The organism is Microbacterium sp. STF-2 (assembly GCF_034650155.1).
GTDB classification, from domain to species: domain Bacteria; phylum Actinomycetota; class Actinomycetes; order Actinomycetales; family Microbacteriaceae; genus Microbacterium; species Microbacterium maritypicum_A.
Genome location: NZ_JARKMW010000002.1, coordinates 808,893 through 831,378, shown reverse-complemented (window position 1 = coordinate 831,378; position 22,486 = coordinate 808,893). Strand labels below are relative to the sequence as shown.

At 68.6% G+C, this 22,486-nt stretch carries 20 protein-coding genes; 12 read left to right on the top strand and 8 right to left on the bottom strand.

The features are described 5' to 3' along the window. Positions 1 to 33: 33 nt before the first annotated feature. Positions 34 to 5,217, top strand: a complete 5,184-nt coding sequence (locus MicroSTF_RS17840) for an endo-alpha-N-acetylgalactosaminidase family protein (protein ID WP_322957525.1) — start codon at positions 34 to 36, stop codon at positions 5,215 to 5,217. Positions 5,218 to 5,508: 291 nt separating this feature from the next. Here MicroSTF_RS17840 and MicroSTF_RS17835 read toward each other — a convergent pair whose 3' ends face one another. The 3 genes from MicroSTF_RS17835 to MicroSTF_RS17825 form a co-directional block, all read right to left on the bottom strand. Beyond that, a complete protein-coding gene (locus MicroSTF_RS17835) occupies positions 5,509 to 6,429 on the bottom strand; it encodes a carbohydrate ABC transporter permease (protein ID WP_322957523.1) in 921 nt (306 codons plus the stop codon). Further along, positions 6,426 to 7,403, bottom strand: coding sequence for a sugar ABC transporter permease (locus tag MicroSTF_RS17830; protein WP_322957521.1), 978 nt, complete (start codon positions 7,401 to 7,403; stop codon positions 6,426 to 6,428). Before MicroSTF_RS17830 ends, MicroSTF_RS17835 begins: the two co-directional genes overlap by 4 nt. Positions 7,404 to 7,493: 90 nt before the next feature. After that, positions 7,494 to 8,807, bottom strand: coding sequence for an ABC transporter substrate-binding protein (locus MicroSTF_RS17825; RefSeq protein ID WP_136023792.1), 1,314 nt, complete (start codon positions 8,805 to 8,807; stop codon positions 7,494 to 7,496). Between the two features lie 235 nt (positions 8,808 to 9,042). Between MicroSTF_RS17825 and MicroSTF_RS17820 the strand changes: the two genes are divergently transcribed. Further along, a complete protein-coding gene (locus MicroSTF_RS17820; RefSeq protein WP_322957519.1) occupies positions 9,043 to 9,867 on the top strand; it encodes a sugar phosphate isomerase/epimerase family protein in 825 nt (274 codons plus the stop codon). A 107-nt stretch (positions 9,868 to 9,974) separates the two neighbouring features. Here MicroSTF_RS17820 and MicroSTF_RS17815 read toward each other — a convergent pair whose 3' ends face one another. Both MicroSTF_RS17815 and MicroSTF_RS17810 read right to left on the bottom strand, forming a co-directional pair. Next, on the bottom strand, positions 9,975 to 10,802 hold the full coding sequence (locus MicroSTF_RS17815; protein WP_322957518.1) for an MOSC domain-containing protein: 828 nt from the start codon (positions 10,800 to 10,802) through the stop codon (positions 9,975 to 9,977). Positions 10,803 to 10,930: 128 nt separating this feature from the next. Further along, a complete protein-coding gene (locus MicroSTF_RS17810) occupies positions 10,931 to 11,116 on the bottom strand; it encodes a DUF3073 domain-containing protein (RefSeq protein WP_029259537.1) in 186 nt (61 codons plus the stop codon). 149 nt (positions 11,117 to 11,265) lie between these two features. Here MicroSTF_RS17810 and MicroSTF_RS17805 point away from each other — a divergent pair, with 149 nt between their 5' ends. Then, positions 11,266 to 11,811, top strand: coding sequence for a universal stress protein (locus MicroSTF_RS17805; protein ID WP_029259536.1), 546 nt, complete (start codon positions 11,266 to 11,268; stop codon positions 11,809 to 11,811). 228 nt (positions 11,812 to 12,039) lie between these two features. Here the strand turns inward: MicroSTF_RS17805 and MicroSTF_RS17800 are convergent, their stop codons facing one another. Together MicroSTF_RS17800 and MicroSTF_RS17795 are read right to left on the bottom strand one after the other, a co-directional pair. Next, positions 12,040 to 12,666, bottom strand: a complete 627-nt coding sequence (locus MicroSTF_RS17800; RefSeq protein WP_029259535.1) for a PadR family transcriptional regulator — start codon at positions 12,664 to 12,666, stop codon at positions 12,040 to 12,042. Then, positions 12,663 to 13,502, bottom strand: coding sequence for a DUF4097 family beta strand repeat-containing protein (locus MicroSTF_RS17795; protein ID WP_322957510.1), 840 nt, complete (start codon positions 13,500 to 13,502; stop codon positions 12,663 to 12,665). Before MicroSTF_RS17795 ends, MicroSTF_RS17800 begins: the two co-directional genes overlap by 4 nt. A gap of 177 nt (positions 13,503 to 13,679) precedes the next feature. On the opposite strand from MicroSTF_RS17795, the gene MicroSTF_RS17790 reads away from it, so the two are divergent. The 3 genes from MicroSTF_RS17790 (at position 13,680) to MicroSTF_RS17780 (ending at position 15,836) form a co-directional block, all read left to right on the top strand. Beyond that, positions 13,680 to 14,477: a MerR family transcriptional regulator gene (locus MicroSTF_RS17790; protein ID WP_322957508.1), complete on the top strand. Its 798-nt coding sequence runs from the start codon at positions 13,680 to 13,682 to the stop codon at positions 14,475 to 14,477. 139 nt (positions 14,478 to 14,616) lie between these two features. After that, a complete protein-coding gene (locus MicroSTF_RS17785) occupies positions 14,617 to 14,991 on the top strand; it encodes a hypothetical protein (protein WP_021201496.1) in 375 nt (124 codons plus the stop codon). 5 nt (positions 14,992 to 14,996) lie between these two features. Beyond that, positions 14,997 to 15,836 (top strand): nitroreductase family protein, encoded by an 840-nt coding sequence (locus MicroSTF_RS17780; RefSeq protein WP_029258386.1) that lies wholly within the window; start codon positions 14,997 to 14,999, stop codon positions 15,834 to 15,836. Here MicroSTF_RS17780 and MicroSTF_RS17775 read toward each other — a convergent pair. Further along, positions 15,805 to 17,331 carry an FAD-dependent oxidoreductase gene (locus MicroSTF_RS17775; protein WP_029265269.1) on the bottom strand — a complete coding sequence of 509 codons (1,527 nt, stop codon included), beginning with the start codon at positions 17,329 to 17,331 and terminating at the stop codon, positions 15,805 to 15,807. The genes MicroSTF_RS17780 and MicroSTF_RS17775 overlap by 32 nt on opposite strands. A 106-nt stretch (positions 17,332 to 17,437) precedes the next feature. Here MicroSTF_RS17775 and MicroSTF_RS17770 point away from each other — a divergent pair, with 106 nt between their 5' ends. The 6 genes from MicroSTF_RS17770 (at position 17,438) to MicroSTF_RS17745 (ending at position 22,460) form a co-directional block, all read left to right on the top strand. Continuing rightward, positions 17,438 to 17,812: a fluoride efflux transporter FluC gene (locus MicroSTF_RS17770; RefSeq protein ID WP_036331090.1), complete on the top strand. Its 375-nt coding sequence runs from the start codon at positions 17,438 to 17,440 to the stop codon at positions 17,810 to 17,812. Then, entirely contained in the window at positions 17,809 to 18,168 is a 360-nt protein-coding gene (locus MicroSTF_RS17765; protein WP_029258389.1) for a fluoride efflux transporter FluC, read from the top strand. Before MicroSTF_RS17770 ends, MicroSTF_RS17765 begins: the two co-directional genes overlap by 4 nt. Positions 18,169 to 18,276: 108 nt before the next feature. Next, positions 18,277 to 19,548 carry a sugar ABC transporter substrate-binding protein gene (locus MicroSTF_RS17760; RefSeq protein ID WP_322957501.1) on the top strand — a complete coding sequence of 424 codons (1,272 nt, stop codon included), beginning with the start codon at positions 18,277 to 18,279 and terminating at the stop codon, positions 19,546 to 19,548. A 4-nt stretch (positions 19,549 to 19,552) separates the two neighbouring features. Continuing rightward, positions 19,553 to 20,512 carry a sugar ABC transporter permease gene (locus MicroSTF_RS17755; protein ID WP_322957500.1) on the top strand — a complete coding sequence of 320 codons (960 nt, stop codon included), beginning with the start codon at positions 19,553 to 19,555 and terminating at the stop codon, positions 20,510 to 20,512. Next, positions 20,505 to 21,398 (top strand): carbohydrate ABC transporter permease, encoded by an 894-nt coding sequence (locus MicroSTF_RS17750; protein WP_029265275.1) that lies wholly within the window; start codon positions 20,505 to 20,507, stop codon positions 21,396 to 21,398. Before MicroSTF_RS17755 ends, MicroSTF_RS17750 begins: the two co-directional genes overlap by 8 nt. A 3-nt stretch (positions 21,399 to 21,401) precedes the next feature. Continuing rightward, positions 21,402 to 22,460, top strand: a complete 1,059-nt coding sequence (locus MicroSTF_RS17745) for a LacI family DNA-binding transcriptional regulator (RefSeq protein ID WP_322957497.1) — start codon at positions 21,402 to 21,404, stop codon at positions 22,458 to 22,460. Positions 22,461 to 22,486: the final 26 nt, after the last annotated feature.

Here is a 22,486-nt window from a genome sequence, read left to right as displayed (position 1 = left end):
CTCCCGGACGTCGCTCCGACCGAGAGGCAAGACGTGTCGAAACCTTCCCGACCGCCCCGCGCGGCCGTCGCCCTCAGCTCCCTGCTGGCGACGGCGCTCGCGTTCGGCGGCGTGCTCATCCAGGCGCCGGCTGCGCAGGCTGCCGATCTGATCCCCGTCCCCAAGACCGACTACCGCCTGCATGGGGTGTCGAGCGAATCGGACCCCTACCCGGCTCCGCCATCGGTCGACGGCACGGCGCTCGCCGCCTTCGATGGTGATTTCGGTACGCAGTGGGTCTCGCGCTACACGGAGAAGGCGCCGTTCCCGCACTGGCTGTCCATCGACCTCCAGCGCTCCGTCTCCGTCAAGGCGCTCGACTATTCGGGCAAGCTCGGACAGCGGATCGACGCGAAGAATGTCGAGGTCTACGTGACCGACGACGCCCAGGCTGCCACCCTCTCGCCGGCGGACGGCGGGTGGGGGGCCGCGGTCGCGACGGCGACCCTGCACGCGCCGACGTCGAACAGTGAGAAGCAGCGCATCTCGCTCGACACCGCGGTCGAGGGTCGGTACGTCGCGCTGCTGATCATCGATGCGCAGGACATGACCGGCAATGGTGCCGGTGGGGGTGAGGTCGAGATCCTGTCGGACCAGGAGCTGCCTCCCATCGTCACCGAGCCGGAGGTCCCCGACACCGACGAGAAGGTCGAGATCGCCGACGGCGGCACGACTGCGGTCGTCTCGACCGAGTTCCCCCGCATCGCCGAATACCGGGTAGGGGACGACAGCATCACCGGGCAGCGCACCTCCGCGAAGACCTGGTCCGTGAACGGGACGAGCTACCCGTCGGAGACCACCTCGACCTCCTCCGCGACCGGAGTCGACTACGTGTCGAAGCTCACCGGCATCGACGTCACGGTGCGCAGCAGCATCCGCGTCGCGAAGAACGGCACCGTCGGGTTCGAGGTCACCGCCGTCGAAGGCTCGGCGACCGTGACCACGCTCGGGGTCCCGGACAACGCGTTCCTCTCCGCGAGCGCTGCGGACGGCGGGGCGACGCTGGATCGCACCGTGATCAGTCCTGACAGCACCAAGAACGCCGACGAGCACATCGCGGTGAACGCATCCACGGCGACCGGCCAGAAAGGGGCGGCATTCGCGTTCCTCGGCAACGGAGCGCTGGTCGGCAGCGTGATCACCAATGCGACGACCCAGGCCTCCGGGGGGACCGCCTCCTGGAACACCCGCCTGACCACGCGCGTGACCGAGGCATCGGGGCGCACGGCCGAGATCGGATCCAGCGCCTGGCTGGTTCACCCCACCACCGCCGTCGACAGCCGCGTCACCACCTACGCCCTGCCCCAGGTCACCGTCCTCCTCGCCGCCGACCGCAACGGCGACGCGACCGTCGACTGGCAGGACGCGGCGATCCGCTATCGCGAGGTCGACACCCCGCGTCTCGGTGCCGACCGGGTCGCGGAGCGTGTCGTCAGCCGCATCCCCTTCAATTTCGCGTCCAGTGCGACGAACTATTTCGACCTCGTGCTCGACAACACCAAGCGCATCGCGAACCAGACCGACGGCCTCGGCCAGTGGGTGCTCAACAAGGGCTACGGCAGCGAGGGTCACGACTCGGCGAACACCGACTACGGCGGAAACTACAACGAGCGTGCCGGAGGTCTCGACGACCTGAACACCCTCGTCGACGAGGGCGCGAAGCTCAACGCCGACATGAGCGTGCACGTCAACGCCACGGAGATCTACCCCCAGGCCAACGCCTTCGACCCGGCGATCCTCGACGGCGGCGCCCCGTACAAGAAGGGGTGGGCATGGCTCGACCAGTCGTACTACATCAATCAGCAGGCAGACCTCGGCACGGGTCGTGTGCTCGATCGTTTCCAGCAGCTGCGTGACGAGGTACCGGGGCTCAGCGGCGTCTACATCGACGTCTACTACTCCAACGGCTGGGTCGCCGAAGAGCTCGCGGACGAGCTGAACGGCATGGACCTCGAAGTCGCGACCGAATGGGGCGACAAGTTCGTCGACAACACGGTCTGGTCGCACTGGCCGAACGACCTCGCCTACGGCGGCAAGGACAACAAGGGCATCAACTCCACCATGGTGCGCTTCATCCAGAACGGACAGGCCGACATCTGGAACGACGACGCCCTGTTGGGCCAGCAGCGGCTGATCGACGCCGAGGGATGGCAGGGCAACCGCAACTGGGACGGCTTCATGGGCAACATCTGGACGCAGAGCCTGCCGACGAAGTTCCTGCAGCACTTCGATCTGCTCACGTACGAGGCGGGTGCCGAGGCGACGCTGACGGATGACGTCGCCGTGCGCATGGACGGAAGCACCAGGGTCGTCACGATGGACGGGGCGACGGTGCTGCGAGGCGACTCGTACCTGCTGCCGTGGCAGTCGCTGGAGTCGAACGAGCAGGCCGGGTCGCCCGTCGACGCCGACAAGATGTACTTCTACTCCGCATCCGGCGGCGAGAAGACGTTCGGTCTCACCGACGCCTTCCGCGGCAACACGGCCTTCGACGTCTTCGAGCTCGGCGACCAGGGACGCGTCAAGGTCGGCACGGTCAACGCGACGGGCGGTGAGCTCACGCTCACGGGAGACAAGGGCACGGCCTATGTCGTGGTGCCGCAGGGCGGGGCGCAGCGCGCAGCCGTCGACTACCACGACGCCGGTCTCGATGACCCGGGTTTCAACTCCGGTTCGCTCGACGTCTGGAACCCGCGAGGCGAGGTGACGATCGAGCGCACGGATCAGGGAACGGCGAAGACCGAGTCCCGCGGCGACAACATCGCTGTGCTCGGCGCTGCCGCATCGTCCATCACCCAGACCGTCACCGGCCTGAAGCCGGGAGAGCGGTACTCGTTCTCGGCCCAGGTGCAGATCGAGCCGACGGCGACGAGAGACGTCACGGTGGCGGTCGACACGGGGAACGGGGTCGTTCCGGCCACCTGGAACCTCTCCCCGACGGAGAACCGCATGGTGTCGGACTCGAAGGCCGGGCTGGGATACCAGCGAGGATCGGTCTCCTTCCTGGCACCGGCGTCCGGTCAGGTGGATGTCTCCGTGTCCGCCGTGGCGGGTGAGCCGAAGGTGCGGGTCGACAACGCGCGCATCATGCGCGATACGACTTCGCCTCGTTCCGAGGGCACCGTCTACTCGAACGACTTCGAGGGCAACCAGGCCGGCTGGGGGCCGTTCGTCTTCGCAGGCGACCCCGGCGGCATCCGCACGAGCATCTCGCGCCGCAACGAGCCCTACACGACGAGCGAATGGCGGAACACCGCCATCCCGTTCGACTCGGGGGCACTGGCCGGGCTCGCGGTCGACTCCACCCTGTCGGGGGATCACTCGCTGATGTCGCACTCGGAGTACAGCGGTCTGATATATCGCACCGACCCGACGCTCGTGCCGTTGCAGGCAGGGCACTCCTACCGGATCGGCTTCGACTACCAGGCCGGGGCGAGCGGAGCATACCGCTGGCTCACCGGGACGGATTCCGTGGCGGGTGGCAAGGTCACGTCGACCACGCTCAGCCGCACGGGGATCACCCAGGCGCTGGAGACGGCACAGTTCTCGCAGGACGTCGTCGTCGGATGCGGCGACTACACCTGGGTGGGACTCGAGCGGGTGGGAGGGCCGGAAGTGGACTTCGTGCTCGACGACTTCACCGTCACCGACCTCGGTCCCACCACCGGCGGCACCCCGTGCGCGACCGTGTCCGGCGAAGCGGGCGTCCTGAGCCCCGGTGCGCAGACCGCGTTCACGACCACCTTCACGAACAGCGAGTCCATCGCCGTCGAGAACATCGGCGTGCAGCTCGAGCTGCCGGAGGGGTACGCGGTGGAGGTCGCCGACGGCTCATCGAACCTGTTCGAGACGGTCGCTCCCGGGGACAGTGTGGACACCACGTGGCTGATCACCGCGCCGGCAGCCGCAGCCGGTACGGGCATCGGAATCGGGATCGCTGCGACGTACCTCGCGGATTGCGACGTGCGCACCGTCCGCACGACGCAGGAGGTGTCGGTGTCCTCGCGGGCACGCATCCCCAACTCGCAGATCACGGTGTCGGCGAGCTCCGAGGAGACGGCCGGTGAAGACGGCGCCGCCGCCAACATGATCGACGGCAACGCCGGCACCTTCTGGCACAGCCGGTGGAGCGTCGACGCGACCTCGTATCCGCACGTGATGACCTTCGATCTCGGTGCCGCCGAGAAGATCGACGGCATCTCGTACCTGCGTCGCAACGCGAACCAGAACGGGCCGATCAAGGGCTATGAGGTCGCGGTCTCCGCGGACGGGCAGGCGTACACGCCGGTCACGTCGGGGGAGTGGCAGAACCTCGCCGACTGGCAGGACGTGGACTTCGCCGAGACCACAGCCCGCTACATCCGGGTCACCGCGACCTCATCGATCTCGGGGACGCAGTTCGCCTCGGTGGCCGAGATGGCCGTCTACGGCTCCTCGGCTCCGCAGGCGGGCCATGCGCCCGCGACGCGTCCGGCCGACGACCTGAGCGCGTGCAACCCGGCGATCGATCCGAAGATCGGTCTCGACACCGACTCGGTGCGCACCGGGGAGACGGTGGGTGTCGCGCTCACGGGCTTCGGTCCGCGCTCGACGGTGTCGGTGTGGCTCGACGGCGCGAAGCTGACGGATGCGACGGTCGATGAGAAGGGCGCGCTGTCGACGAGACTGCTGATCCCCACCGACGCCTCGCTCGGGAAGCACCGGGTGATCGTCCAGGACGCGTCCGGTGCGGAACTCGCCAGCGCTCCGTTGAAGGTCAAGAAGGCGAAGCCGGGGAAGAAGGCGACCGTCACGGCCTCCATCGGCTCGGTGGTGGCGGGAGGGAGTCTGACAGTGCAGCTGAGCGGGTTCGAGCCGGACGCGGTGGTGCAGCTGTGGCTGCATTCCGAGCCGGTGCGGATCGGCGAGGTGACGGTGTCCGCCGACGGCGACGCCGTGGCCACGGTCTCGATTCCCGCGGCGACGCCGGCTGGAGCCCACGCTCTCGTCGCGACCGACGCCCAGGGCGTGGAGCTGGCGCGCGGGGACCTCACGGTCACGGCCGGTGCTGCCGCTAGCGCCGGTGGCCTCGCGACGACCGGTGCAGACGGAGCCATCTGGGCAGGGGCGGCGGTCGCCGGTCTGGCCGCGATCACGCTCGGCCTCGTCCTCTGGCTGCGGAGACGCCGACTGAGCTGACGCACCGCCCGAACGGCCCGGAGTGCACCTCCGGGCCGTTCGCCGTCTCTACCGCGCCCCGCCCCGCGTCCGCCCGCCCCGCGCCCCCGCCCCGCGTCCGCCCGCCCCGCCGAGTGCACGGCTCGTTGTCGAGTGCACGGCTTGTACGCGTGGAGATTCCGTGCGCTCGCCAGATTCCCGTGCGCTCGCTGAGCCTCCGACCCGGCTTGCCCTCCGACGCCGCACACCCCGCACACCGCGCAGCCACGCAACCACACACATCCACCGCGCGTGAGGGATGAGACGGGGGAATCAGCCCTTGACCGCGCCGGCGGCGAGACCCGAACGCCAGTACTTCTGCAGGGCGAAGAACAGCAGCACGAGCGGGATGACGCCGAGCAGGGCGCCGAGCATGACCGCACCCTTGTCCGGGGCGAAGTAGCTCACCATGCCGTAGAGACCGAGGGTCACGGGCTTCAGATCCTGACTCGAGATCATCATGAGGGGAAGCAGGAAGTTGTTCCACGTCGCGACGAAGATGAACAGGAAGATCGTCACCATCGCCGGACCCAGCAGGCGCATCACGATCGTGAAGAAGATGCGGGCCTCGCCGGCGCCGTCGATGCGAGCCGCTTCGAGCAGTTCGGTCGGCACCGACGACTGGGCGTAGACCATGCCGAGGAAGACACCGAACGGAGACACCGCCGAGGGGATGATGATCGCCCAGACGGTGTTGGTCAGTCCGAGCGCCTGGAACTCGATGTACAGCGGCACCGTCAGCAGCGCCACCGGGAGCAGGAGCCCGGCCATGATCACGCCCACGGCGATGCGCTTGCCGGGGAACGCGAACTTCGCGATCGCGTAACCGGCCATCACGGCGAACAGGGTGCCGACGACGCCCGCACTCACCGAGTAGAGCATCGAGTTGCCGACCCAGCGCCAGAACAGACCCTGGGTCCAGTTCATCAGGCTGTCGTAGTTGGTGCCGAGGTTCCAGTCGGCGAACCAGAAGCCGAAGGTCGAGGTGAGGTCGGTGTTGTTCTTCGTGGAGGCGACGATGAGCCAGTACACCGGCACCAGGAAGTACAGCGTCGCGATCACGAGCGCGATGATGCCGAACGCGCGCGCGACCGGGGTCGGGGCGATCGAGGGCGGCGGAGCATCCACGTCGCGCGGACGACGGGGGGGTCGGCGCGTGGATGGCTCGGTGGTGATGAGGCGCGTGGTGGTCATGCGTCGCCCTTCCGGCGCTGCAGCAGCGCGTACACGATCGCGAGCACACCCGCGATCAGAGCCATGAGCAGGGAGTATGCGGATGCCGGGCCGCTGCCCGACGGTGAGATCTCGCCCATCATCGTGTTGTAGGTGAGCATCATCGGGGTGAAGTCCTTGCCCATCCACGAGTTCGCGGCCTGCAGCACCACCGGCTCGTTGAACAGTTGGATGGTGCCGATGATCGACAGGAGCACGGCGAGCAATGCGGCCCCGCGCACCAGCGGTACCTTGATGCGCATCGAGATCTGGAATCCGGATGCGCCGTCGAGGCGTGCCGCCTCATAGAGGTCGCGCGGAACAGCCTGCAGCGCCGACAGGAAGATCAGCATGTTGTAGCCCGTGTAGGTCCACGTCGTCATGTTCGCCATCGAGAACAGGATCGTGCCCGGTGCCATGAAGTCGGTGCCTTCGGGGAGGAAGGGCAGGAAGGGCGACACCTCGGGCGTGTAGAGGTAGAGCCACATCATCGCCGCGATGATGCCGGGAACCGCGTACGGGAGGAAGAACGAGAGCCGGAAGAGCGTGGGACGGCGCACGATGAACGAGTCCAGCAGCAGGGCGAGGCCGAGCGCGACGAAGATCATCACGGGGATCTGCAGTGCGGCGTAGAGGACGACGCGACCCATGCCCGTCCAGAACGCGCCGTTGGTCGCGGCGGTGACGAAGTTCTCGAGACCGACGAACGTGTCGACGAGTTCGCCGCCGCCGTAGAGTCCGTCTCCTGACGGCACCTGCGCGAAGAACGACGAGCGGATCGACACGATGATCGGCACCAGGAAGACCAGCACGAACAGCACCGCGAACGGCGCCATGAACAGCCATCCGGTGAGACCTTCGCGTCCGGTCCCGAACCGGCGCCGGCGGGTGGGATCCGCGGGGATGCGCGATGTCGGCGCCGGTGCCGCACCTCGCGTTTCGGTCACTGTGACCATGGTGTCGCCTCTCGAGGTCAAGACGACGGCGGAGTGCACGATTGCGCGTGCACTCCGCCGTCGATCATCCGATGATGCCTTCTCGTCGACTCACTCTGCGACCGGGAGGCCGAGGTCCTTCAGGGAGGAGACGGCGGTGTCCTGCGCGGTGGTGAAGATGTCGGCCACCGATGCCGTGCCGGCGACGGCCGCAGCGGCGGTCTCGTTCATCTTCGACAGCGTCGAGAAGCCCGGTGCGTAGGGGAAGTCGGGGTTCAGATTCTCGGTGGCCGTGCTCAATTCGGCGAGCACATCCTGACCGCCGAACTGGCGGAGCATCTTCTCGGGGGTCTCCACGTCGCCCTTGGCGGCGACGACGAGGCCCTGCGATGCGAGGTCGTCGACCTGCGTGTTGAACCAGTCGTTGAACTCCATCGCTTCGGCGGGGTATTCGCAGCCCTTCATCACCGAGACGCCGGAACCGCCGTCAGGGCCGCTCATGGCACCCGCGCCGAAGTCGGGAAGCTGGGCGACGCGCCACTGCCCTTCGGCCGGTGTGCCGTCGAGCGAATCGAGGAGGAACCCGGCCTCCCACGCGGCTCCGACGTGGCCGATGAGGCTGCCGTCGTTGAGCGCGGCGGTGAAGCCCTCACCCCAGCGCTCGGTCGCCAACGTCTGCTTGCCGTCGAGCAGGCCCTGCCAGAACGCGGCGACCCGCTCGGAGCCTGCGCCCTCGGCGTCGACCTTCCACTCGTCGCCGGCGGTGCTGAACCAGGTGTCGCCGGCCGCGGCCGACTGGGCGGAGAGCCAGTTCTGAGCCTCATCCGGTGTGAACGCGGTGACGTACTTGCCCGCGGCGGCCGCTGCGGCGGAGTCGGCCGTGAGGTCGTCGAGCGTCTTCGGGGCGTCGAGGCCCAGCGCCGTGAACTCGGCCTCGTTGTAGAAGTAGACGAGGGGTCCGGTGTCCTGCGGGAGGCCCACGATGGCGTCGCCGACCTTCATGCCGCTGAACGCACCGGCCGAGAAGTCGTCCTCGTACTTCTTCGCCTCGTCCGCGACGTCCTGCAGCAGTCCCTTGACGAACAGCTGAGGGACCTCCGAGTAGCCCGTCTGCGCGAGGCAGGGTCCGTTGCCGGCCTTCACGTCGGTCTCGAGCTTGAGGATCATGTCGCTCGACTTGCCGTCGAACTTCGTCGCCTTCACCTGGATGTCGGGGTGTTCGGCGTTCCAGCGGTCGACGATCTCGGAGGCGGGGGTCATGCCCTCGCCGTCAGGCAGGCGGTGCAGGTACTCGATCGTGATGGGCTCGCCGCTGGCGCCACTGTCACCGGAGTCGCCGGATGAGCAGGCTGCGAGGCCGAAGGCCGACACCGCGCCGACCGCGACGATCGCGGCGGTGCGGGTGAAGCGAGGGGTGATTGCCATGCTGTTCTCCTCTTTGAGGTCATGTTCCTGCGGATCGCCCTGGGCGGGGGTGACGCCGAGGCGCCGTCGATCACAAGCACATCCAACCACAGAATGTTTGCGCTCACAACCGACAAAAGAAGTCGGTGACGCTTATACTCGGCCTCATCGAGGGAGCGCTGACATGCTCTGACACGCACACGCCGACCGTCGGTTTCGCGGCGATGCCCCGATCCACCGGAGAGGACATCTGCCGATGACACGAAGCCCGCTCATCCTGATGAACGATTGGGTCTCCGCGATGCCTCCGCGAGCGTTGGTCGAGACCGCGCTCCGCGAAGGCTACGACGGGGTGGAGCTCTGGCTTCCCTCGGAGTCGAGCGCCCGGCGCGAGCTCGTCGCGGCGATAGACGAGACCGGTGCGTCGGCCTCGTTGCTCGTCGGAAGCGTCGAATCCGATCCTGAGGCGCACCGCCGCGCGCTCGCGCTCCAACTGGATGCCATCGGTGCCGAGGGCATCGCCCCGCTGCACATCACCCTGCACGCCGGTCGGGACCACTGGAGGGAGCGGGACCTGGACGCGCTCGCCGGCTGGATCGTCGCCGAGCGCGAGCGGACCGGCATGGACATCCTGGTCGAGACGCATCGTGCGCGGATGCTCCCCTCCGCGCACTCCTCGGCGCGATTGCTCGAGAGGCATCCGGGCCTCCGGCTGACGCTCGACGTCTCCCACTGGATGGTCTCCGCCGAGTCGCTGTTGCAGGATCAGCCCGAGGCCATGGCGCTGGCTGTCGACCGCGCCGACCATATCCACGCGCGATTCGGGCACGCGCAATCCCCCCAGATCGATGACCCGCGATCTCCGCGATGGGCGTCCGCTGTCGAGGCGCAGTGGCGATGGTGGGACCTCGTCGTCGACCGTCTGCGCTCCGAGGGCCGTCGCCCGACTTTCCTGGCGGAATTCGGACCGTCGGACTACGCGACGCCGGACCCGCGGACGGGTCTGCCGCTCGGTGATCCCGCCGCACTCAATCGCTGGATCACCGGGCAGATTCGTGCCCGCTACGCCTCCGGCGAGTGATCGCGAACTCTGGGCCCGTCGGGACCGGTCGCTGAAGCGTCGCATGTTTGCGCTCACAAGCCCCATGTGAGGACATCCACGGGCGATCCGGTGCGCGGGGGAGACGATCATGCACGGTGGGCGTGGATCTCGTCACCGACGCGGATCATGCCACCACCCTGGGGTCGGCCGTCGTCCGACGGCGCCCAGCCGGGCAGGAGCAGGCGTCCGAGGGTCGGCTCCTGCTGGGCGAAGGCGCTCGTGAGGGTGGTGAGCACCTTGGCATCCCGCACGCCCGTGTCCGGGTTCGCGTGGGTCGCGAGGCAGCGCACGATGGGGCCGGCGGCCTGGAAGGCGACGTCGCCGACGCGCACCTGGCCGGTCCACTCGAGCTCGCTCCAGGGAGAGGCGTCGTCGATCACCACGTTGGAGCGGAAGCGTCGGTCGTCGACGTTCGTCCCGAGGGCTTCCCCCAACGCGCGAACGCTGGCTCGGCCGTGAATCGAGACGTAGCCCCGCGGGCGGTCCTGGAAGCGCGATGTCTCCCCGTCACCGACGAGCACGAGCGGGAGGCGGCCGGGGCGTCGCAGCCGACGGCCCTCCGAGGTCGCGAGGACGAAGTCGGTGACGGCATCGGTCAGCTCGCGCCGTCCGCCGTCGTCGAGGGTCGCCTCGACGAGCACCGAGCCGGCGTGTTCGATGCGGATGCGTCGGGTCTCGTCGTCATAGCTCGTGCGCAGGGCGGCGAGCGCGGGAAAGTCCTGGAGGGCGAGCCCCTTGGCCTTGGGCCAGTAGTCGAAGCCGTCGCGGTCCTCCGGCTCGGCGGCATCCGCGAACCGGAAGGCGAGCACGCGATCGCCGGTGATCCGGCCGTCGGGCTGCACGGTCAGGGAGTCCCGACGCTCGGGGGTGAGTCCCTTGATCGGGTGACGGTAGAGGGCGACGACGTGTGCCATGAGGAGATCCTCTCAGCTGGCGACGTCGGGGCATGACAGACGGTGCTCTGTCGCTGAGCACATCAGCTCAGCGCCAGAGCACGACGAAACACCCGCACGTGGTGCGGGTGCGACGAACAGAGGGGCGGTCAGGCCTTCTCTAGTTCGTCCTCGTCTTCGTCGGCATAGTCATCGGCCCACTTGTCGACATACGCGTCTTCGTCGGTCGGATGACCCAACTCGCGCTCGAGAGCGGAGTAGTTCACCGACGGACTGTACGCCTTGAGTTCGCGGGCGATCTTGGTGTGTTTCGCCTTCTGACGGCCACGGCCCATGCGCGAGACCCCCTCACGAGTTAAGCTGCGGGCTGTTCAGGCCCGATGCATTTCACGACACCGGCTGAAGGCCGGTAAGAGTAGCATTCAGAATAGCACGCGGGTACGACCCTCTGGCTGATGCCAGGCCGGTGAAGGGAACGATCATCATGACCGACAACACCTCCACTCCGTCCGACGAGGCCGCACAGAATGCGGCACTGCAGAAAGCCGTCATCGTCGGCATGCAGCTGGACCAGGACCGACACGTGATCGATGAGGCCGTCCGCTACGCGCGACTGCTGAGTGCACCGCTCGTGGTCGCGCACGTCGACGTCACGCGCTTCGTGACGTACGAGGACCCGGACGGCTACGTCCACTCGGCTCCGATCGACATCAACTTCGACGCCGGAGCCGCGGAGTTCGAGGCGGTCGAGGCCGCTGCGGCCACGCTGCTCGCGGGCACCGACGTCACCTGGACGGCGCGGCAGCTGGTCGGCGATCCGGCTCTGGCGATCAAGCAGCTCGCCAACAAGCTCGACGCACAGCTGATCGTCGTCGGTACACGCAAGCGTGGCATCGGCGAGTCGATCAGGGAGTTCTTCACCGGATCGGTGGCTGCGCGCCTCGCGCACCGGCAGCATCGTTCGATCCTGGTCGTGCCGCTCGGAGAGTCGGTGCCGGACGAGCAGAAGGAGATCTGGCCCGAGAAGTAGCGGCCGTTCCCCGGACGCAGAAGAGGCCCCGTCGGCGATTGCCGGTGGGGCCTCTTCTCGTACGGCGTCACCCCATGTGGATGACGATGCCGTGACGTCGCGCGGAGGGTGACGTCTGCACGGGTGGGGTGGGGAGCTGCGGTTGTCGCGCGTGCCCCGGCAGACGAGGTTCCACCCGCGCGCGGGCGTCGTCCTGCCGCGGACGTGCCGCACCCGGCTCCGAACCGATCACGGGCGCGGCGTGCTCAGGGCGACCGTGACACCGCGTGCGGCGGTGTCGAGCGCCGCTTCGAGCTCGGTGACGACCGAGGGGGAGAGGGTGCCGCCCTTCGCGATGTGGGTGCGCAGATCGGTGCGCACCCGTGCGCGGAAGGCGTTGATCACGGCATCGGCGCGGTGCATCTCCTCGCGGCTGACGAGCCGGGAGTCGTCGGTCGCCGTGCGGGGACGGTTCTTCGCCGCCGTGCGCTCGCCCTTCTCGGCCGCTGCCAGATCGGCGCGAAGGCTCTTCATCGCGTCCTGGACGCTCTGCCGCACTTCGCTCGCGATCAGCCGCACCGAGTCGGTGAGGCCGGCTTCGATGCCGGCGAGGTCGCCCTCGCGCGACGCGAGCTCCGCCCGCCCAGCCTCGGTGATGGAGTAGATGGTGGTGCGGCCGTCGACGGTCTTGGTGACCAGCCCCTCTTCCTCGAGCTTCGCGAGCCGGGGATAGATGGTCCCGGCGCTCGGCGTGTAGGTGCCGCCGGTGCGATCGGTGAGCGACTGGATGATGCCGTAGCCGTGCTGCGGCGCCTCGGCGAGCAGCGACAGCAGGTACAGGCGCAGGTCGCCGTGGGAGAAGACCGCGGGGCTCATGCTTCCCACTCCGGGTCGTCGGTGATCGATGCCGGGGTGCGGCGGAGGACCGTCACGCCCCCCGAGACGGAGTTCGCGCGCAGGTCGACGAAGCGTCCGGCGAGCTCCCCGGTCGTGCCCGTGTAGTTGCTGGGGCCCGAGGTGCTGCGCTCGACCCCGTCGATCAGCAGGCGTCCGCTCAGTGACCGGATGACGTAGTTCGCGGCGAGCGACTCGTCGAGGCGCACGGTGGTGCCGCCAGAGACCGAGTTGACGTTGATCGTGTTCACGTCGCCCGCGGCGTCGACCAGCGTGGAGCCGGAGACGATGTCGACGGTCGCCCGGCGCACGGCACCGGTGACGGCCACATCGCCCGAGACGCTGTTCGCGCTGATCGAGCCGGTGAGGCCGCGCACCTGCACGTCGCCCGACACGGAGTTGACCGTGAGGTCGCCGATCAGGGTGTCGACGATGATGTCGCCTGACACGGTGTTGAGGCGGGCGTCGTTGCGGAGTCCGGAGACCAGAGCCCCGGCGCTGACGACACCGAGGTTCAGGGCGATCGCGCGGGGGACCGCGACGCTCACCTCGGCGCGGGGGCCGCCGGAGCCGAAGTTGCGGAACACCTCGAGGAAGTTGTCCCAGCCCAACTGCGGGTGGTCGATCTCGACCTCGCCGTCGTGGGATTCGATGCGCAGGTCCTTGGTGGTGACACCGTGCACCTCGATGCGGATGCCCGGTTCGTCATGGGCGATGATGTCGACCTGTCCACCGACGAGGCCCACCTTGAGGCGGGTGACGGATTCGATGTCGATGACGCGTTCCTCGCCGGGGGCGATGAGCCACTTCTCGGTCATGTCTGCTTCTCCTGGGTTGAGGGTCACGATATATCGTGTGTTGCCACGATAACACGATATATCTCGATCCTGTCAAGAAGGGAGCGCGAATATTCGCTGAAAGATGTTGACCTTGACGCAACGTCAACTTCTAGAGTTCAAGACATCACCGCACGACCACGAACGAGAGGAGGCGGTATGGAGACGAATGACTGGTCGATCCAGGAGATCGCCCGCCTCGCCGGAACCACGAGCCGCACACTGCGGCACTACGACGACATCGGCCTGCTGCCGCCCTCGCGCGTCGCGCACAACGGCTACCGGCACTACGACGGCCCGGCGCTGGTGCGTCTGCAGCGCATCCTGCTGCTGCGGGAATTGGGGCTCGGTCTCCCGCAGATCGCGGACGTGCTGGGATCCGCATCGGACAGCGATGCCGCAGCGAGCGAGGCATCGGCCCTGGAAACCCATCTCGCGCTGCTGCGCGACGAGCAGACCCGGCTGGCGCGTCAGATCGCGTCGGTCGAATCCACCATCACGGCATTGAGAGGAGGTGAGAACCTCATGGCAGAGAACATGTTCGACGGCTTCGACCACACGCAGCACAAGGAGGAAGTCGAGGAACGCTGGGGGAAGAAGGCCTACGCCGACAGCGACAGCTGGTGGCGCGGGATGACGGACGCCGCGCGCGCCGACTGGCAGCAGCGCGTGTCCGACCTCGGGCGCGACTGGATCGCCGCCGCGGAGAGCGGCATCGATCCGGCTTCACCCGCCGCCCAGGAGGTCGCGCGTCGCCACGTCGAGTGGCTCACGGGCATCCCGGGCACACCCGCCGCCGTCCCCGGCGGAGACGTCAAGGCATACGTGATCGGGCTCGGCGAGATGTACGTCGCGGATCCGCGCTTCGGCGCGAACTACGCGACATCGTCCGGCGGCACGCACGGTGCGGAGTTCGTCCGCGACGCGCTCCGCGTCTACGCGGAGGGCAACCTCTAGGCCACGTACCGAGCCGACCCCCTCCTGAGCGATGTCCGCGCAGGAGGGGGTCGTTCGCGTCCGGCACACGGCCTAGCCGACCGGCGCACTCGCGTGCAAGGGGGAGCCTGAGGCCCAGGCGCGGGCGTAGGGTCATGCCATGGTCCACCGCCGTGAGCGCGCGAACAACGCGCCGCTGTTCGCCGCTGCGGCCACGGCCTACGCCGTGAACTGCGCACTCGGCGCATCCGTCGCCGCGCGCCTGGTCGACACCAGCCGCTTCCGCTGGCTGCACCACGCGCTCTACATCGCGACATGTGCGACCTCGGCTGTCGCCGTCGTGGCGGGCTGGTCGCGGGGGCCGCGCACGGGTGGCCGTCGCGCTGCGGTCGGGCTGCTCCCCGCCGCCGTGCCGCTCGCGGCCATCCCGTACCTCGGCACGCACAGCCGGCGGCATCCGCTGGTCGCGCTCGCCGCCGCCCCCTTCATCGTCGCAGGGCTGGTGCTCTCGCGATCCGCCGCCGACCGGAAGTGAAACGCATGGAACTGCTCGATGCCATCCGCCGCCGCAAGACCACCAACGGCGCATTCCTGCCCGACCCTGTCTCCGAGGACCATCAGCGCATCCTCCTCGAAGCCGCGGGCCGCGCTCCGTCGCAGCTGAACAGCCAGCCCTGGCGATTCGTGGTGATCGAGAGCCGCGAAACGATCGAGCAGATCGCCCGCATCTCGGGCGAGAGCATGACCGAGGCGATGTCGAACGGCACGTTCTTCGAGCGGTACAAACCGTACTTCCGCTTCAGTCAGGCCGAGATGGAGGAGAAGCGCAGCGGGATGCTGTTCGACAAGCTGCCCGCCGCGCTCCGCCCGTTCACGAGCCAGGTGTTCACCAAGCGCGGGCAGACGCTCATGAACACCTTCGGAGTGCCGAAGACCCTCGGTGCCGAGAACCGGAAGCTCGTGGCGGGGTCGCCGCTGCTGCTGGGCGTGATGCTCGACCGCAGCGAGTACCGGCCGGGGCAGCTCTCGTCGTTCTATTCGGTGTTCAGCATGGGGGCGGCGATGGAGAACGTCTGGCTCACCACGGTCGAACTCGGCATGGGCATCCAGTTCATCTCGTTCCCGATGGAGGTGCCGGGCCGCTGGGACGAGATCGTGCAGCTGTTGCGGGTGCCGGACGATCTCGAACTCATGGCCGTCTACCGGCTGGGCTACCTGCCGCCGGAACAGCGTCGCCCCGCGATCGACTGGTCGAGCAGCCAGCGCAAGCTCGTGTCGCAGTACGTGTTCCGCGAGAACGGGGAGACGCCGCAGCAGGGGTGGGACGGCGCGCCTCCCGCCGGCGACATCACTCCGGGTCCGCCGGCGTCAGGGGAGTGAGGTCTCGCAGCGCCGGACCCTCGAGGCGGGTGCCGTCCGGCGCGAAGCGCGAGGCGTGCAGCGGGCAGTCCCACGAACACTCGGCGTCGTTCCAGGCGAGCACGCCGCCCAGGTGCGTGCACACCGCGCTCACGGCGCGCGTCACACCGTCGACGGTGGAGACCGCGACCGGGCGCCCTGCGCGATTCGCCACCACGCCCTGGCCCTCGGCCGGTTGCGGCACCGGCGTGCGGCGGGTCTCCGCCTCCACCCAACCGGAAGCGAGCGCCGTCGCGACCTTGCCGCCCTCGACCGCACCGCGAGCGAGGTCGGCGGGCACGGTCAGACGCGTGCCGATCATGGTGATCCAGGTCGGGCGATCGCGTCGGGGCGTGCCCAGGATCTCGGAGGTGAGGCGCTGCGCGGCGGCGGGGGCGTTCGACAGCCCCCACTTCCCGTAGCCCGTCGCGAAGCGGATGCGGCCGAGGCCGCGCGGCATCGCCCCCACGAACGGGATCAGGTCGTGCGACTCGTAGTCCTGCGCCGACCAGCGGTGCGTCTCCTCCGCGCCGGGGAAGTGCAGCTGCGTCCAGGCGACGAGGTCCTCCACCGCGGCCCTCTCGCCGCCGGATCGGCCGACCGGGTGCCCGTTGCCGCCCACGATCAGTCGGGCGCCGCCACCCGGGCCGTCCGCGACGGTCACCGGGCGGATGGAGCGCGTCGGTCCGTCGACCGAGAGGAATGTCCCCTCCGGAACGCCGTCCGGCACGCGGAAGGACACGCAGTACGACCGGAGCCCCCGCGTCTTGGCGAAGTACAGACCTCGGTCGGTGATCGGCGTGCCCGTCGCGAGCACGATGTGGTCGGCGAAGAGCGGCCCGTGCGCGGTGTCGACGCGACCGGCCAACGCGTGGGTTCCCGTCGCGCGAACGCCGGTGTGGAGCGTGCCGCCGCCGGTGAGAAGCTCCTCGGTGAGGGCGAGGCAAACGGCCACGGGGTCGATCGCGACCTGCTCGTCGAGCGCTACGGCGGCGGCCACCGGGAACGGGGTCGCGGGGAGTGAGGTGGGCGACGCCAATCGCGTCGGCAATCCGGCTTCCCGAGCCGCGGAGTGCTGCTCGTCGACCGTGTCGATGCCGGAAGGGCCCTGCGCGTACGAGTGGTCGGTGTGTCGTGTGAAGGGGACTCCTGCGAGCTCGGCGAATGCGAGCAGCCATTCCATGCCCGAGCGGTTGGCGTCGACGTAGGCGCGCACGAGCGCAGCCGGATGATGGCGCCGGATCGTCGCGAGCTGGCCACCCTGCAGCAGGGAGAGCTTGCCCGTGTTGGCCCCCGTCGCGAGCTCGGCGACCTCGCCCGCCTCGATCACGGCCACGTCGAGCCCGGCTCTGGTGAGCATCACCGCCGTGGAGAGACCGGTGATCCCGGCGCCGACGATGACGACGTCGTGGTGCGCGCCGGGTTCGAAGGGGGATCCGACGGGCAGGGTGCGGTCGAGCTTCCACAGGGGATTCATGTCGTCAGTCAACGCCCTTCGCGTCCTGGTATCCACCGCCTTGACATCCGCAGGGGCCGCTGCCATCCGGCGAACGCCGCGCTGCTCGGCGACTACAGTGGCGGACGTGAACCTCCGCCGCATCCTGCTCGTCGCCGCCGGCGGCACGGTGGGTACGGCCGCGCGGCTCGGCCTCGGCCTCGCGCTCCCGGATGGGGGCGGAATCCCCGTCGCGGTGCTCATCGCCAACGTCGTCGGGGCCCTGCTGATCGGCGTGCTGGCAGCCCGCCTGCCCGCATCGGCCGACCTGCGGCTGATGCTCGGCACCGGAGTGCTCGGCGGATTCACGACCTACAGCGCGTTCATGACCGGCACCGTCGCCCTGTGGGCTGACGTGCCTGCTCTCGCCGCCGCCTACGCGGTGGGCAGCCTCGTTCTCGGGCTCGGTGCGGCAGCTCTCGGGCTGCGTCTCGGCCGGCCCCGGACGGGACGGGCATCATGAGCCCGCTGCTGTTCCTCGGTGCCGCGCTCGCCGGAGGGGTCGGCGCGGTGCTGCGCTACCTCGCCGATCTCGGCGTCGCCCGTCTCGCGGGTCGTCGGTTCCCCTGGGGCATCCTGCTGGTGAACCTCACGGGCTCGTTCGCGCTCGGACTGGTCACCACCGCCCTGCCGGATGCCGCCTTCCTTCTCGGCGCCGGGCTGTTGGGCGGCTACACGACCTTCAGCACGGCGATGCTCGACACGGTGGCCCTGTGGCGCGACGGCGAGCGCCCCGCGTCGACGTTCAATGCGATCGGGATGCTGCTGCTCGGTCTGCTCGCCGCGGGCCTCGGTCTCGCCCTCGGTTCAGCCCTGTAATCGAGGGTTGCGGGGTGCGGCCCCTCGGGCTACTCTCCTTGCTAATCGATTAACGCTAAACGATTAACATCCGTTTCTGCACTCGTGCACCTGTCGAAGGAGACACCGATGCCCCGTACGACCCGCCGCGCTCTCGGCGCCCTCGCCGCGTCAGCGGTCGCTGTCCTCGCCCTCAGCGCCTGCTCCTCCTCCCCGACGGGCGGCGGCAGCGCCGACGGCGAGGTCACCCTCAGCTATGCCATCTGGGACGAGAACCAGAAACCGGCGATGGAAGACATCGCCGCTGCCTTCACGAAGGAGAACCCGAACGTCACGATCGACATCCAGGTCACGCCGTACAAGGAGTACTTCACGAAGCTGCAGACGGCGGCATCCGGCGGTTCGGCGGCCGACGTCTTCTGGATGAACGGCCCGAACTTCCAGCTCTACGCGTCGAACGGGCAGCTCGCTCCTCTCGATGACGGTGGCATCGACGCCGCGGACTATCCGCAGGGCCTCATCGACCTCTACACCTACGACGGCAAGCTCTACGGCGCCCCGAAGGACTTCGACACCGTCGCCCTCTGGTACAACAAGGCGCTCTTCGACGCGGCGGGTGTGGAGTACCCCTCTGCGGACTGGACCTGGGACGACTTCACCGCGGCCGCCGCGAAGCTCACCGATCCCGCGAAGGGCCAGTTCGGGGTCGCCGCCAGCCAGTACGGCCAGGAGAACTTCTACAACTCGATCGCCCAGGCCGGTGGTGAGGTGATCTCCGCCGACGGGACGAAGAGCGGATACGGCTCGCCCGAAGCGCTCGCCGGCATCGAGCTGTGGACCGACCTGATCGCGGCGGGCTCCTCGCCCACGGCGCAGCAGATGACCGACACCAACCCCGAGGACTTCTTCCTCTCCGGCAAGGTCGCCATGTTCCAGAACGGATCCTGGGCGGCCATCGCTTACGCGGACAACGCCGACATCGGCGGCAGCGTCGATGTGGCCCCGCTCCCCGCCGGAGCAGAGGGCAACCAGAGCGTGATCCACGGTGTCGGCAACGTCGCCAACGCGAAGAGCGCACACCTCGCCGAGGCCAAGGCGTTCGCCGAGTTCGCCTCCGGAGAGCAGGCGGCGAAGATCCAGGCCGAGACCGGCACCGTGATCCCCGCGTTCGAGGGCACGCAGCAGGCGTGGGTCGACGCTCTGCCCCAGTACGACCTTCAGGTCTACATCGACGCGCTCGAGAACGCCGTGCCGTACCCGGCCTCGAAGAATACCTCCGCCTGGACGAGCATCGAGAGCGAGGTGCTCTCGCAGGTGTGGTCGGGCGCGGTGTCCCCGAAGGACGGCCTCCAGGATCTCGCCGACCAGATGCAGGCGGCACTGGACGCCGAGCAGGAGTGACCGCATGACCGTCATCGCGCCGCGCGCGGTCGAGACGGCGGAGCGGGTGCCGGAGCCGCGGAGCCCCGGCACCCGCCGCCGCCGACGGAGTCCGGGAGCGTCCCCCTGGTGGGCGCTGGTCTTCCTCGGCCCGACCGCCCTCGGGATCGCCGCGTTCTATCTCTGGCCGACCGTCCGCACCCTCATCATCTCGTTCACCAAGTCAGGCCCGTTCGGCGGGTCCGAGTGGGTGGGAATCGAGAACTACACGCGCCTGTTCCAGGACCCCGAGCTGATCGGAGCCCTCCGCAACACCGCGATCTACACGATCATCGCCCTCATCGGCATTCCCCTCGCGGTCGGCATCGCCGCGCTGCTGAACACCGCCGGCCTCAAGGGGCGCAGCGCCTACCGCACGCTGTACTTCATCCCCGTCGTCACCATGCCGGCAGCCATCGCGCTGGTGTGGCGCATGATCTACAACGGCGACTACGGAGTGCTCAATGCGGCCCTCGGTGCCGTCGGGATCGAGGGCCGCAGCTGGCTCACCGACCCGAACACCGCGCTGGTCGCGATCGCCGTCGTGGGCATCTGGGCGGGGCTCGGCACCAACATCGTCATCTTCCTCGCCGGACTCCAGGGCATCCCCGACACGATCATGGAGGCGGCCGACCTCGACGGCGCGGGCCCGGTGCGCAAGTTCTTCTCGATCACGATCCCGCTGCTGTCGCCGTCGATCTTCTTCGTCAGCGTGATCAGCGTGATCGGAGCGCTGCAGGTGTTCGACCTCATCTACATGATGCTCGGCCGCAGCAACCCCGCGATGCCGAACACCCGCACCGTCGTCTATCTCTTCTATGAGGCGGGCTTCCTCGACAACGACCGCGGCTATGCGGCCGCCATCGCCTTCCTCCTGCTCGTGATCATCCTGATCCTCACGATCGTGCAGTTCCGTCTGCAGAAGAAGTGGGTGCACTATGAGTGACGTCTCGCTCGACACACGCGCCGTGGTCGGCGCCCCCGTGGGCCGCTCCGGAACCCGGGCGGGGAAGCCGAGGAACCGCGGCCTCTGGATCGTGCACCTCGTGCTGATCCTCGGCGCGGTGCTGATGGTCTTCCCGTTCGTCTGGCAGCTGCTGACCTCGTTCAAGACGCTGTCCGACTCGGTGCAGGTGCCGCCGTCGTTCCTGCCGCGCGAATGGGTGTTCACGAACTTCGCCGAGGTGTTCGACTCGATGCCGTTCGGACAGATGTTCCTGAACTCCGTGTGGCTCACGGTCGGGCGCACGGTCGGCCAGGTGGTGCTGTGCACCATGGCGGGCTACGCGTTCGCACGCATCCCGTTCCCCGGCCGCAACGCCCTGTTCGTCGTGTTCCTCTCGGTGCTCATGGTGCCGTCGCAGCTGTACTTGCTGCCGCAGTACGAGATCATCCAGTCGCTGGGCTGGCTCAACACGCTGCAGGCGCTCATCGTGCCGGGCATCTTCAGCGCCTTCGGCACCTTCCTGATGCGGCAGTTCTTCATGTCCATGCCCGCCGAGCTGGAAGAGGCCGCCCGCATCGACGGCGCGAATCCGTGGCAGACCTTCTGGCGGATCATGGTTCCGCTCGCGAAGCCTGGCATCATCGCACTTGTGGTGTTCACCGTGCTGTGGTCCTGGAACGATCTGCTCTGGCCGTTGATCGTGACGACCGACCCCGCGAAGATGCCGCTGTCGGTCGGGCTCTCGCAGCTGGTCGGCATCCACGGCACCGACTACCCGGTGCTGATGGCCGGCGCGCTGCTGGCGACGCTGCCGATGCTGGTGACCTTCATGATCCTGCAGCGGCAGTTCATCCAGGGCATCGCGTTCAGCGGATCGAAGGGCTGAGACATGGCGAAGAGCGAGCACCAGGCGCCCCGGCGCCCGACACTGCGCATGGTGGCCGAACGGGCCGGTGTGTCGACGGCGACCGTGTCGTATGTGTTCTCCGGACGCGCAGGGGCGGCGTCGGGTGCCGGCGTCGCCGAAGCCACGGCCGCACGCGTGCTGGCCGCAGCCGATGAGCTGAACTACCGCCCGAACAGTGCAGCGCGGGCGATCCGCACCGGACGCAGCGGCATGGTGCAGCTCTCGCTGCACATGCTGAGCGACCCGTGGTCGTTGGCGGTCGCCGACGCGGTGAACGCCGAGGCGAACAAGCACGGGCTCACCACGCTGATCCTCGCCGACGGTGATTGGCACGCGGCCCTGGACCGGGTCGAGAGCGACGTGGCGTACCTCGACGGCGTGGGCCTCGACGACAAGGCGCGGCAGAACCTCGACGACCTCGTGCGTCGCGGTCAGCGTCTCGTGGTGTTCTCCGAACATCTCGAACCCGAGGGCTTCGACGTGATCCGCTCGGATGCGATCCCCGGCTGCGAGATCGCGATGGACCATCTGCTGGAGCGGCACACCAGGATCGGATGCATCGCCGCGGAGGGCGCCGTGCGCCTCGCCGGCACGCAGATCACGCGCTACACGCCCTATGTCGAGAAGATGGCGGCCGCCGGCATCGAACCGGACCCGAGCTGGACGGTGACGTATGCCGACACCCAGGCGAGCGCCTTCACCGCCGCGGTGGAGCTGCTGTCGGGGGAGAACCGACCGCGAGCGGTGTACGCCACCACCGACTTCGCCGCGATCGCCGCGATCAACGCCGCGCACATGCTCGGCCTCCGGGTGCCGCACGACGTCGCGGTGGTGGGCGTGGGCAACACCCCGGACTCCCGCCTGATCGCGCCCACGCTCACGACCGTCGGTCCCACCGACTTCTACGAGCGGCAGGCGCGCATCATCGTCGACCGCGCCCTCGAGACCGAACCCACCCCCGGGCGCCTGCATGACTTCGCATGGGCGCTCTTCCCCGGCGGATCGACGGACCTCGACGCCCCCGCACCGCGGGCTCGTTGACCTCGGCATCCTGCACAGACTCATCA